Origin of the sequence: Micromonospora sp. Llam0 (assembly GCF_003751085.1) — a bacterium.
Lineage (GTDB): Bacteria > Actinomycetota > Actinomycetes > Mycobacteriales > Micromonosporaceae > Micromonospora_E.
The window spans coordinates 5,714,216-5,726,614 of the sequence record NZ_RJJY01000001.1 but is presented as its reverse complement, the minus strand read 5'-3'; the positions used below and the strand labels follow the sequence as shown (position 1 = coordinate 5,726,614).

General features: G+C 67.9%; 11 protein-coding genes. 10 read left to right on the top strand and 1 reads right to left on the bottom strand.

The window, feature by feature from the left end; all coding sequences use genetic code 11:
- Window positions 1-95 precede the first annotated feature (95 nt).
- The 9 genes from EDC02_RS24965 to EDC02_RS40400 all read left to right on the top strand — a co-directional run bounded on the left by EDC02_RS24965 (window position 96) and on the right by EDC02_RS40400 (window position 10,106).
- Window positions 96-1,199 (top strand): aldo/keto reductase, encoded by a 1,104-nt coding sequence (locus EDC02_RS24965; protein WP_199757753.1) that lies wholly within the window; start codon window positions 96-98, stop codon window positions 1,197-1,199.
- Window positions 1,196-2,029 (top strand): endonuclease/exonuclease/phosphatase family protein, encoded by an 834-nt coding sequence (locus tag EDC02_RS24960; protein WP_123604042.1) that lies wholly within the window; start codon window positions 1,196-1,198, stop codon window positions 2,027-2,029. Before EDC02_RS24965 ends, EDC02_RS24960 begins: the two co-directional genes overlap by 4 nt.
- A gap of 132 nt (window positions 2,030-2,161) precedes the next feature.
- Window positions 2,162-4,297 carry a radical SAM protein gene (locus EDC02_RS24955; protein ID WP_233606279.1) on the top strand — a complete coding sequence of 712 codons (2,136 nt, stop codon included), beginning with the start codon at window positions 2,162-2,164 and terminating at the stop codon, window positions 4,295-4,297.
- A gap of 35 nt (window positions 4,298-4,332) precedes the next feature.
- A complete protein-coding gene (locus EDC02_RS24950; protein ID WP_148083608.1) occupies window positions 4,333-5,046 on the top strand; it encodes a hypothetical protein in 714 nt (237 codons plus the stop codon).
- 19 nt (window positions 5,047-5,065) lie between these two features.
- A complete protein-coding gene (locus tag EDC02_RS24945) occupies window positions 5,066-6,298 on the top strand; it encodes a DegT/DnrJ/EryC1/StrS aminotransferase family protein (RefSeq protein ID WP_158632292.1) in 1,233 nt (410 codons plus the stop codon).
- Between the two features lie 4 nt (window positions 6,299-6,302).
- Window positions 6,303-7,634, top strand: coding sequence for a formyltransferase family protein (locus EDC02_RS24940; RefSeq protein WP_123604039.1), 1,332 nt, complete (start codon window positions 6,303-6,305; stop codon window positions 7,632-7,634).
- 2 nt (window positions 7,635-7,636) lie between these two features.
- Window positions 7,637-8,320, top strand: coding sequence for a hypothetical protein (locus tag EDC02_RS24935; RefSeq protein WP_148083607.1), 684 nt, complete (start codon window positions 7,637-7,639; stop codon window positions 8,318-8,320).
- The gene (locus tag EDC02_RS40405) at window positions 8,320-9,132 is read left to right on the top strand and encodes an endonuclease (RefSeq protein WP_158632291.1); all 813 of its coding nucleotides are present in this window, start codon (window positions 8,320-8,322) and stop codon (window positions 9,130-9,132) included. The genes EDC02_RS24935 and EDC02_RS40405 overlap by 1 nt, the downstream gene beginning before the upstream one ends.
- An 86-nt stretch (window positions 9,133-9,218) precedes the next feature.
- Window positions 9,219-10,106 (top strand): carbohydrate kinase family protein, encoded by an 888-nt coding sequence (locus EDC02_RS40400; protein WP_158632290.1) that lies wholly within the window; start codon window positions 9,219-9,221, stop codon window positions 10,104-10,106.
- Here the strand turns inward: EDC02_RS40400 and EDC02_RS24925 are convergent.
- Entirely contained in the window at window positions 10,084-10,680 is a 597-nt protein-coding gene (locus EDC02_RS24925; protein WP_123604037.1) for an NUDIX hydrolase, read from the bottom strand. The two genes, EDC02_RS40400 and EDC02_RS24925, sit on opposite strands and share 23 nt — an antisense overlap.
- 354 nt (window positions 10,681-11,034) lie before the next feature.
- On the opposite strand from EDC02_RS24925, the gene EDC02_RS24920 reads away from it, so the two are divergent.
- Window positions 11,035-11,622 carry a hypothetical protein gene (locus tag EDC02_RS24920; RefSeq protein ID WP_158632289.1) on the top strand — a complete coding sequence of 196 codons (588 nt, stop codon included), beginning with the start codon at window positions 11,035-11,037 and terminating at the stop codon, window positions 11,620-11,622.
- The last annotated feature ends 777 nt before the right edge of the window (window positions 11,623-12,399 follow it).

The following is a 12,399-nucleotide window of genomic DNA, read 5'->3' as shown; positions in this document are numbered from 1 at the left end:
GAAGTGGAGGCGAGGATGTTCGTAACTGATGTGAGGTGGTCATCGCCGCGCGGCGCCCGTGGTCGCTACAGCCGCCGGGGGCCACGATGAGCGGGATGCTGGTCGAGTCGTTGCCGCAGCGCACGCTGGGGCGCACAGGCATCAAGGTGTCCGCATTGGGTGCGGGGTGCTGGCCTCTGGGTGGCCCGGACGAGAACCTGGGTATGCCGATGGGCTGGTCCGAGATCGATGACGCCAGCGCCCTCGCCGCTTTGGAGCGGGCCTTCCAGCGGGGAGTGACATTGTTCGACACGGCCGATGTTTACGGGCATGGCCGCTCTGAGCGGCGCCTAGCTGGCCTGGTCGCACAGGTTCCCCGCGAGGACGTGGTGTTGACGTCGAAGGTCGGATATTTCGCCGGGACGGCGGCGCACGCCTACGATCCGCTCCACATGCGTCATCAGTTGGAGCAGAGCATGCAGAACCTGGGCGTCGACTTCCTGGACATCTACTTTCTTCATCATCAGGACTTCGGGCCGGCCGATCGTTACCTGGAAGGCGCGGTCCAGGCCATGCGTGACTTCCAGGCCGAGGGCCTGGTGCGGGCGATCGGCATGCGCGGTCCGCACCGCTTCGCGTTGGACCGGCTCACCACAGAGCCGCACCTGCGTGGCGACAAGATCGCGCGCTTTCGCGGGTTGTTCCACGTCGTGAACCCAGAGGTACTCGCGGTGCGGGACAACCTGCTGACGCCGGCCGACCGGTCGGCCGGCATATTCGCGCTCGCCGATTCCCATGGCTGCGGGGTTCTGGTCAACAAGGCGTTGGGCCAGGGCCTGTTGACGGGCAGCTACCGGCCGGACCGGGAGCGCGCCTTCGGACGGGGTGATCACCGCAGCCGCAAACGCTGGTTCAGGCCGGAAGCGGCGGCGGTCATCGCCGCGGGAATCGATGAGCTACGCGAGGTGGCAGGCGCTCAGACTGCCGATCTGATCCGGATCGCGTTGTGGTCGTGCCTGAGCCGGTCCGCGCATGCCGCGGTCCTGGTGGGGTTCACCAGCTCCGAGCAGGCCGACATGAACTTCGGGTGCCTACGCGAACCGCCCGACGCCACGACGATCGCCGCCGCTAGAAAGATCATGTCGCGAGTGCAGTCGAGGCTCGACGCTGGCGGCGAGGTCTTCGTCGATGAGCTGGCACCCACGAAAACGGCACGATGATCGCCGCCGAGGTCCTGCCGTCGCAGCTACGCCGTAACGCCCCACGTGTGGAGCGAACTGCGGTGGGGGTGCTCACGTGGAACGTTCAGCACGCCAGTTCCGCCCGTGGCGTGCGGCAGGCTGCCTGGCTCGCCGAGCGGCCCGACGCGGACGTCGTCGTCCTGAGCGAGGTGGCGGGCGCAGCGTCCGGGGACAGCCTGGCGCAGTCGCTCGCCACCCACGGGTACCGCGTGCATCTCCCCGATTCCGGGGGCCGCGACTACCGGGTGTTGCTCGCCACCCGCGTCGGAGATCTCCAGGTGGTGTCCCTCGACGCTGCTCACCTGCCGCACCGCGCCGCAGGGGCGATGGTCAGTCATCCGGCGGGCTGGCAACTCGGTCTGGTGGGGCTGTACGTCCCGTCGCGCGGGCCCCGTGCACGGCGAAACGTCGACAAGCGGGCGTTTCAGGACGCGGTCACCGCGCTGCTGCCCAGCCTGTCGGCTGTCTTCCCGACCGACGTCCCGGTGATCATCGCCGGTGACCTCAACGTGGTGGAGCCTGGGCACCGGCCGCACCATGCGGTGTTCGGCAGGTGGGAGTACGAGTTCTATCGCAGCTTCGCCGCTGGCGGCTTTACCGACATCTTCCGTATTCACCACCCGCAGCGCACTGAGCATTCCTGGTTCGGACGCTCCGGAGCCGGTTACCGCTTCGACCATCTGTTCTGCACGACCGGTCACCACGTGACCGTGTCCGACTGCCGCTACGTGCACGACACGCGCAGCGCGGGCCTGTCCGACCACTCCGCCCTCTCCGCCGACCTCGTCTGGGCGGCACCGACCGCCTGATACCCGCACGCCACATCCGACGGCACCGCCACGGCGGTCCCGCCGTGCCCCCACACGCCCCGCCACATCTACGGAGAGCATCCTCGCCACCACTCTTGGCTGCTGCCGCGCTTCACTGAGGAGGTGTCCGCCATGCTGGCCACTACCACCATGACCGCTCACAGCAGGCTGCTGCAGGCGATCACACGCACGACCGCCCTGCACCCGGCCGCCGAGGTCGTCACCGGGCTGGCCCACCTGCCGATGACGGACCTGACCGCCGTTACTGCGGCGCTCACACCGCTGCTGCCGAGCCGGTTCGCGGTCACCGGCACTCTCGAACGCCGCCTGCTGATCGCCGAGAACCCCGCCGGTGGCGACTGGACTGTCGCGGATCTGTCCGGGCAGCCGCACGCCACCCGGCGGTGGCCGGTGTGGACGGACGACCGCATCACCGTGCACCGCCCGGAGCAGTGGCTGTCGTCCGCCACCTTGACCGACGACGCCGTCTCCCGGCTGCTTCGGCCGCGGCTGCTGCTGGTGGCGCTGTATCACCCCGAGTGGTTTCCCTTGCCCCGGTTCCCGCTGGCGATCTCCGACCTGGCCCGCGCTGCCCGTGCCAGCCTGCTGGGGCAAGTCCGTCTGATGGACATGCAACTCGGCGCCACGCTGCCCGATGTCCGGGCCACCGTCGAGTCCTGGCGACCCGACATCGTCGGCGTCTCCGCGACGTTCGGCCAGCACGATCTGATGACCGACCTCATCGACTACCTGAATGCCCTTCCCGCCCCGCCGTTAGTCATCGCCGGTGGCAGTCTGACCGCCCGCAACGAGGCACTGCTGCTGGAGCGGTACCCGCAGTTGATCGTGGCCCGGGGTGCCGGAGAACCGACGATCGCCGACGTACTTGCCCACTACCACGGCGACCTGCAGTTGCCGGAGATTCGCGGCATCGGCTACCGCGGGCCCCGCGGCGGTGGAATGGTGATCGCCCGGCGACGCACTGCTGGAGTCGCCAACCGGGTGCAGACCGACTTCCTTCCTGAGCTCGACCTTCTTGACGCGACCCTGGACCACCGTGGCGTCGCCCAGCTGGAGGCATCTCGTGGCTGTACCAACTTCTGCTCGTTCTGCCCGCGCGGGCACAAGGGAACGTGGGCGGGCGGCAGCCCGGACCGTCTTGACTGGATCTTGAAGGAGATGGGTCAGGTGTTCGACCGCCATCCCGGGATCTCCCGCACGCTGTATCTGGTCGACGAGGAAGCTGTCGGTGCCGGCCCGGACGCCGTCGCGCGCGTCCAGACGCTCGCCGAGACGATCCACGGGGCCGGGTTTCGGTGGGAATCCTCCTGCCGGGTGGACCAGGTCGCCGATCCCGCCCACGACCGGGGGTGGCACATCGAACGGGCCGGTATGTGGCGGCACCTGATCGACCACGGCCTGCGCCGCATGCTGTTCGGCGTCGAGTCGGGCGTGACCTCGATCCTGGAGCGGTTCAACAAGGAAACCACCGGCGGACAGAACGCCCTGGCCATCCGCACGCTGTCAGCGCTCGGGGTGCCGACCCGATTCACGTACATCACCTTCGACCAGTTGATGGACACCGGTGAGCTCGCCGCGACGCATCGGTTCCAGGCGCGCACCGACCTGCTGCTGCGGCCGTTGCCGCAGATGAGCGTCGCCGATATCGTCGATGGGGTCCGCGACGATGCGTTCGTCGCCGAGCACAGTACCGGGCGGCCGTTCTACACCGCGATCTCCTACATGCTGGTGTCGATGGAGTGCCTGACCGGCGCCGCCTACACCCGCAGGGTGCAGGCGGCCGGCCTGGCCGGCGCGGCGCGGCCCGCGCTCGGCCGTATCGACGCCCGGTTCGCCGACTGGCGCATCGGGGTCTGCTCCCGCAACGCCCAGTTATGGATCGACCGGCACTTCGCGCTCGACTACACCCTCAAGAGCCTCGAAAAGATCCTCGACGGCGCACCACGCCACCACATAAGGAGCGCCCGCGTCGTCCTGAAGGACGCCGCCTTCACCCTGCTGACCGCCATGCTCGGCCTCATCGACGCCACCGGCCCCGGCGACAGCCCCGACCAGTTCGAACACCAGCTCCGCGCAGTCATGGACGCGCAGGTCACCGCACTGGACAGCCGAATGGCTGGCACGGTCGAGGCGCTGCTGCCGCATTTGACGAGCGACTCCGCCGCAGTCCTGCGGCACGAGCTGGACCGCTGGCAGCACACCGAGGGCTGGCGGCTCATCAACGCCGCCGAAGCGTGCAGCACCTGAACCTGGACAACGACGACCGGAACGTGGAGGCACGGATGCAGGGAACGTTCATCGCGCTGGAGGGCCCGGACGGCGTCGGCAAGTCGACCCTCGCCGAACGACTCGGCGAGCTCGACTACCCCACCGCCGTTGCCCGCCTCAACGACGCCGATGCAGGCGGGCACGGGCTGGTGTTCGTCAGCCGTCGGCAGATCTCAGCGACCTCCAGCTACGCCGCCGGCATCATGGAGCAGTTGTCGAGCGTGCTCTGGCACAGCGGGGACGCCCTCGACCTGCCCGACGCGTTCTGGATCGGCGTACAGGCAGCCTGGTTCACCGCCCACGCCAGCACCGTTGTACAGCCGCTGCTGGCGGCCGGCTACGACGTGATCGTCGACGGCTGGACCTACAAGTTCCTTTCCAAGCTGCTGTTGCAGGGCTACCCCGACACCGACCTGCAGGCGATCTTCCGCCGGGTCCGCATGCCGGACGCAGTGGTGCTGCTGACCGCCGACATCGGCGCACTCTACGACCGGCGGCAGGCCCGCTTCCGACCTGCCGAGCTCGGCATGCACGCCGGCTACGCCGAACTCAGCCGCGACACGTTCATCGACTATCAGCAGCAGGGCCTCGACAACCTACGCCTCTACGCCGCCCGCCACGACTGGCACACCGTCGCGCTCGACCCCGGCGCCAGTGTCGACGACAGCGTCACCGCCCTCACCCCGGTCCTCGCCGCCGCCCGCCGACCGGCCACGAGCCGGTCCTGACCCTTCGCAGGAGGTAACCGTGTCCATCCTCGCCGCCCACGGCGGACCGCCCACGATCGACGTGCCCGGGCCGCACTACCAGTGGCCCACCATCGACGCCGACTTCGAGCAGGCCATCCTCGCGCAGACCCGGCGCTCACTGTCGGACCGCGACGCCTCCGGGGTGCTCGGCGAATTCGAGCAGGCGTTCGCCGCGTTCGTCGGCGCACCGCACGTGGTGTCGTTCGCCAGCGGCACCGCCGCCATCCACGCCATGAGCCGCATCGCCGGGCTGCGCCCCGGCGACGCCGTCATCGCACCCGCGTACACCTTCCCCGCGACCGCCACACCGTTCGCGTTCGAAGGCGTCGAGGTGCTGTTCGCCGACGCCGACGAATACGGCAATGTCACCGCCGACACTCTCGCCGCGCAGCTGCAACCGAACGTCCGCGCGGTCATCGTCACGCACATGTGGGGCAACCCGTGCGACATGACCGCCATCGCCGCGTTCTGCCGGGCGCGTGATCTGCTACTGCTGGAGGACTGTTCCCACGCCCACTTCGCGTCCTGGGCCGGGCAACATGTCGGCAGCCTCGCGGATATGGCGGTGTACTCGACCAACCAGAAGGCGATCACCACCGGTGAGGGCGGCATTCTCACCATGAACGACAACCGGTACCGCGAACTCGCCCTGTTGTTCGGCCACTACAACAAACGCTGCCAAGTTGAGATCGACCCAGGTGCTGACTACTACCCGTTCGCATACACCGGCATGGGCCTCAAGCACCGCATGCATCCACTCGCCGCCGCCATCGGCGTCCATCAACTCCAACGGGCAAGCCAGATCGAACAGCGCCGCCGGCAGATCCTCGGCCGCGTCACCGCCAGCCTCGCCAACAACCCGGTCATCACCACCGCAGTCGTGCCCGACCGGCTCGGTCGGCACGGCCTGTACGTGATCGGCCTGCGGTTCCGTCCGGACAACGCCACGGTGACCCGCAACGAGTTCGTCAAGCTCTGTCTCGCAGAAGGAGCGACCGAGGTCGACGTGCCGGGCTCCACCCGCGACATCAGCGCCGAACCTCTGTTCGCCCGGCCCGATCCCCACGCCCCGTATCGGAATGTCACGGTGAGTCCCAGGAACCTGCCCGGCGTGCGGCGTTTCCAGGACACCTTCGTCAAGATCCCTATCTGGGGACACCCCGACGACGACGAGCTCGTCGACGGCTACCTCGCCGCGCTGACCAAGGTCAGCGCCGCCGTCGCGGCATGACATCATGACGGCCTTCCCTGCAGCCGCGATGCGGCCACACCGATTCCCCGTACAACAGGACCTCGACGCCGACTTCACCCTCGCCGACCTCGCCCGCATCCGCGCCGATCCCGGTCCGATACCGAGAAGCCAGCATCGTGGGTTCGACGTCGCGGCGTACGAGCAGCAGGTATGGCAGCTCGACCGGCCCATCGATGACGGCCGCCTGCTCGACTGGGAAGGACCGGCGAGCACGACGGCCACCATCGGGGAGCCGAGTGCATCGGACTTGGCGCTGCTGCACGCCTTCGAGGTCTGCGGACTCTGGCACCCACCGGTGGCGCACAACCTGGACGGCCTGAGCGCACCCCGGGCATGCGTATGGCTCGCGGTCGCCGACCGGTGGATTCTGTTGTCACACACCTCCGCCGACCTGCGATTACTCAACGCCGCCTGCAAACTCATCGGCGCGGTCTGGACCCGTTGGCACACCGCAGCCGGCGATGGATGGCCGTCGCTGGCACGGTCACTCGCCCACACCGCGCGCCTGCTCAGCGACGCCACGCACCACCTCACAGGCCGGCTCAACCACCACCCGCCGCCTACGGCCACGGCAACCACCGCCCCGTTCTGGCAGACACCGCCGACGCTGCCGGGTGAGGCACCATCCATCGTGGTCCTCGCCGGCGCCGGATCCGCCGGCGCACAGCAGTTCCTCTCCGACCTGCCGCATCCGTCACCGGTCGACGCCGTCTGCTGGTATGACGCTCCCAGCAACGCAATCCCAGCCAGCTCGGCCTACGCCAGCGCCTGGTACCCGCCCGAGCCGGCAGCCTCCGGCCCTCCCGGCCGTCCTGGTGTGCGGCGATCCGACTTGAGGCATCACACCGCGCGAACCTGGGATGACGTCACCGGCATCATCCGCTCTCACCGCACCGACCTCCTCGTGTTGATCGGCATGCCGATCGTGCCCACCCCTGTATTGCGCCAGGCCCGCCTCGGCGTCATCAACGCGCACAACGGCGCCCTTCCTCAGTACCGCGGGATGGACGCCGTCGGCTGGGCCGTGCTGAACAACGACCCCATCATCTGCACCCTGCACCTAGCCGCGCCCGCCGTCGACCAGGGCGACATCCTCGCCACCGCGCCTGTTCCGTACGAGCCACCCGCCAGCCTGCGCCGCCGCGTCAAAGCAACCCAACTGGACCTGCTACTCGCCGTGACCCTGCACGCCGCCGCCACCGGACGGCTTCCGGAAGGGTCCCCCCAAGGCCCCGGCCGCCAGTACTACCGCCTCCACCCGCACCTCAAGCGCGTCCTCGACACCCGCAAGGGCAACCCCGCCGGAAGGAAGTGACCATGTCCGCCGTCGCTACCCCGCACCCCACCTTCCAAGCCCTGGACACCGTCGACTGGAACAACACCGGCTCCATCCTGCACACCGCAGGAAGCATCTTCGACGCGATCACGCACGAACCCGGCCTACTCACGGCCCTGCTGGACAACCTCGCCACCGACACACACCTGAGGACGATGTGCGAGGACTACGACTTCATGGACAAACTCGTCCTCTACGACAGCCCCGACCACCAGATCCGCCTTCGGCTGCACCTGTACAGGACTGGCTACTTCGACCGGCCCCACAACCACCGGTGGCCCTTTGCCAGCCGCATCCTTCGCGGCAGCTACCTGCATCGCCTCTACGGCCGCGACGACCACTTCACCGAAGACACCGACCCCGACACGCTGACACCCATCATGGAACGCGTCGAACGCCCCGGCTCGACCTACGCCCTGCACCACACCAGCGTCCACACCGTGCAAGCCGAAGCCGACAGCATCTCCATCCTGCTGCGCGGGCCAGCCGCCAAAGAACGTTTCCTCATCCTTGACAAGACGGCAGGATCGTTCTGGGTATACGGCGCCGCCCAGGAGACGCCGGCCACCCGCGCCAGCAAGATCATGAACTCGGACCAGCTCGATCAGACGATCGCCCGGGTACGAGAGCTTGCCACCGCGACCACCACGGCTACGGAGGACTGATGAGCGACGACGTCATGCAGGGACTGCTCTTCGCCGGGTTCGGCGACCAACCCGCCGTCGACGACCGTGTCGCCGACACTGAGCTGCGCCTATGCACCATCAACATCAACAGGCCCAGTCCCGGCCGCGCCCAGCGCCTCGCCGACTGGCTCGCAGCCACAGGCTGCAACGCGATCGTGCTCACCGAGGTCCAAGCCGGACCGGCGTGCGACCTGATCCGCACCACTCTCGACGCCCACGGCTACCTCCTGCAGACCGCACCTGGCTGGCGCGACCAGCGTTTCCACACAATCGTCGCGGCCAAAGGCTTCCGCCTCGACGCCGTCGAGCCACCCGGATTCGATCCACGGATCACTGCGGTAGACCTCTCCTCGGCCGGCGGAACCATCCGGCTCGTCGGCGTATACGCACCGACCAACGGGATGACCCCGGACAGCAGCCAGCGTCGCCGCGCCTTCCAACAACAGTTCACCGCGTACCTCGCGGACATCTTCCACCCGAGACTGTGCGTCACCGGGGATCTCAACGTCGTCGAACCCGGGCACCGGCCACACCTGCCCAACTTCGAAGACCACGACTACGCCTTCTATCGAGGCCTGCTCAACCTCGGACTACAGGACGCCTACCGCAACTGTCACCCCGACGGCACAGATCACAGCTGGATCAGCCCGCGATTCGGGTCCCAACGCCTCGACCATGCCCTCCTAGCCGACAGCAGCGCTTTGTCCTCGTGCGTCTACGACCACGCTCCGCGTCTGCAGGAACTCACCGATCACTCAGCCCTGCAACTGGTCGCCGGCCTCACCGGCTAGCAACTCGCGACCGCCCACCAGATCACGCTGGGCCGGGGCACCTGGATATCCGAAAAGCCATACCCAGCCAGAAGGAGTGGCGCCCGTTGGCGACCATCGGTTGCTTCAGCTACCTTGCCGGCGTCCACACGCTGCACGTCGAGAAATACCCGACCATCAACTACGGCGTCGAGGTCCTCAACACCGACCAGTTCATCGCAGGCGACGGCCCGCTCGTCGCCGGTCTGCTCGCCGCGCTCGGCCACGACGTCACCCTCGCCACCAATCAGGTGGCCGACGACGCGCTGGGGGCGCAACTGAACACGCGACTTCGCCGATGGCGAGTCCAACGCACGACAGGACAGCTGGTTCCAGATCGTACGCCGGTCAACATCGTCGCCTGCGACGCAGCGGGCAACCGCACATGGTTCTCCGGACTGCGCAACATCACCGCCGCCTTGGACGGCGCCGCCCTCGGCCCCACCGCCATCACCTACATCGACTGCTACGAAGTCCTCGGCCACGCGCCGCGAAACACCATCGCAGCAGCCCTTGATCAAGGCTCGGAACTCGTCCTCAACCTCGGCGGCTCACCCCCACCGCCCTGGCTCAGCAACACACTCGCCGGCCACAAAGCAGCCGTGCTGCAGACCAACGCCGACGAGAACGACGAATCCGCCGCACACCGACAACTCGCCATCCTGCAAGCCCTGCAGATCGCAGACCTCACCGTGGTCACCGCCGGCCGCCGAGGAGCGGTTGCAGCAAGCCTCACCACAGGCGTCGTGGTAGCACCAGCCATCGCGGTAACGGTCCGCCAGGTACAAGGCGCGGGAGCGGCGTTCTCCGCAGCTTTGATCCACAGCCGCGCCCGCGGCGACGATCCCGTCAGCAGCCTCGCCTACGCATGCGCCAGCGGCAGCCTCTGGTGCACCCGATCCCTCGATGAACCCTTGCCACGCGACGACGAGATCAGCGCGCTGATGCGCTCGTGACCAGCGCCGCGCTCAGCTTCGTCACGAACCGCGCCATGTGCGGATCGAAATGAGCAGCGGACCAGTCAACCGGCTCATCCAGGTCGAACCAGGCGGTACCTCGGAACTCACCAGGATCAGGCGTCATCGCCTCCGCACGGTCACCGTGCAACACGAACCAGAAGGTCACATCGGTATGGCTGTGCTGTCCCCGAGTCTGCGTCACCGACAGGAAGAAGGGCTGATCACCCAGCCCTCCGTGGAACCGGACATCGATGCCGAGCTCCTCACGCGCCTCACGTACCACCGTTGTCCGCGGATCCTCACCGTCGTCTACGTGGCCGCCGGGCAACAGCCAGCAGCCTGCCTTCACATGGTCCACCATCATTAAAGCCCGTCTAGCCTCATCAAAAAGAGCGAAGTAAACGGCCAAATGCTGCGGCGGCGTTGTTGGAGGAACAGTCCGAAACAGCGGCGCGCCGGAGCGCACCCAAGCCACAATGTCAGCCTGATCCTGCCGCTCACGCGGATCGAGCGGCACAACCCGCGACGCGAGATCCTCGACGATTATCCGTGGCCCATCGGTGCGATCCATCGAACCTCCAGCACTAGAACGGACATCCAGCTGAGACCGTGGCGACGCTACCGCCCGCGCCACCGTCGAGCGAGGATCCGCCGCCCGCGTGTTTTGGGGTTCACAGGCTCGAAGCACGCGCTGCGAGGCTAGCCGGGCCGCTTCCACCTGACAGGTGCAGGCGCCTACCACAGGGTCATGCGCGAGCGAGACGTCGTCACCGCATACGCCGAGACACTCGCCCGTGCCTTCACCCCGACACCGGATCCAACCCGGTAGGCTCGACACCCGTCCCCGTCCCGAGAGAGGAACGGTGGGCACCCATCCGCCCCGGTCACCGGCGATGATGTGCCGCGCCCACCGGAGGGGAACCCTGTGACACCGTTGCTGACCGTCGATGGCCACCACTTGCTCTACCGCTCCTGGTGGGGATTCTCGCAACGGCGCATCAGTTCCCGCGACGGCGACCGCGACTTGACCGGCGTGTTCGGATTCCTCGCGATCCTGCGCAAAACCCACCTGGAAATGGCGCCCGATCATGAGATCGTCGTGGTGTTCGACGGGGAGAACGCCGCCGCCACCCGGCAAACCCGAGACGCTGGCTATAAAGCCGACCGGGCCGACGCCGACCACAGCGCGATCCGATCGCTGCCGATGGTCAAGGACGGCCTCGACGTGGCCGGGATCGCCTGGCTCGAGCTCGACGACCACGAAGGTGACGACGTGCTCGCCACGCTCGCCCGCGCTGCGGTCGACAGTGGCCGCACGGTCACCTGCTACACCGGCGACCGGGACCTGCTGCAACTCGCCGCGCCCAGCGTTACCATCCTCGATCCGGCCCGGCGCCGGATCACCCCTACGGACGTGCTTGCACGCCACAGGGTGACCCCAGCGCAGTGGCCCGACTTCCGAGCGTTGACCGGCGACCCCTCCGACAACATCCCTGGCGTACGCGCGGCGTAGGCCCCACCAGGCCGGACGGCCACGAACGATCCGGTCGATCCGCCGGCTGGTCCTGCGCCTGGCCTCGGATAACAGCAACTGGGGATACTGCCAGGTGTAGCCGTGCCAGGTGTTGCCCGAGCAGCCTCGTATCGGCCTTGCGAGGCGCGCCGATGCCGATCCACGCGCACAGGTGGATCGTCCAGGTCCAGTCACCGACGTGCAACCGGCCTGTGGCTATCGTCGTCGCGCATGCCACCGACTCCACCCCGTCGACCAGCGTCGCGATCCGACGGATGAGCTCCAGCGGGTCGGCTTGCTACCGATGACAGCGCCTGGCTGCGGCTACGCGCCGAAGCTCCTCCATGCTCACGGCCCGCTGCCAGAAGCACGCCGGTCCCGGCTGCCTCTGCAAGGTCTGCAGGCACCTCGGCTGGGGCCTCCAACTTGTTGATCATTTGTCCATGCATCGGGTACGACAAAGCTCTGCACACCTAGCCGTACGCGCCTATGTAGACGAGCTTGTACCCCGACAACCACCGTCGCACCGGTCAGCACGGCAGCGTTGCTCAAGCCCCAGGCGCCGGAATAGCACCGTGCGTGGCCCGAAGCACGACCGGGCTGCGAAGGCAGGACCGAGAGGCAGATCATTGGTGTCCTCTGCTCCGTTCGTCCGTGCCCTCGGCAGATGGCAATTGACCGTGCGTCGTACTCGGCGCGGCGGTCATGCGCGCCGGGGCGCCGTGGCGGTGCCGCCCGGCAGCGAGGAATCCGAGGTCTCGGCCCGCCTGCTGGTGA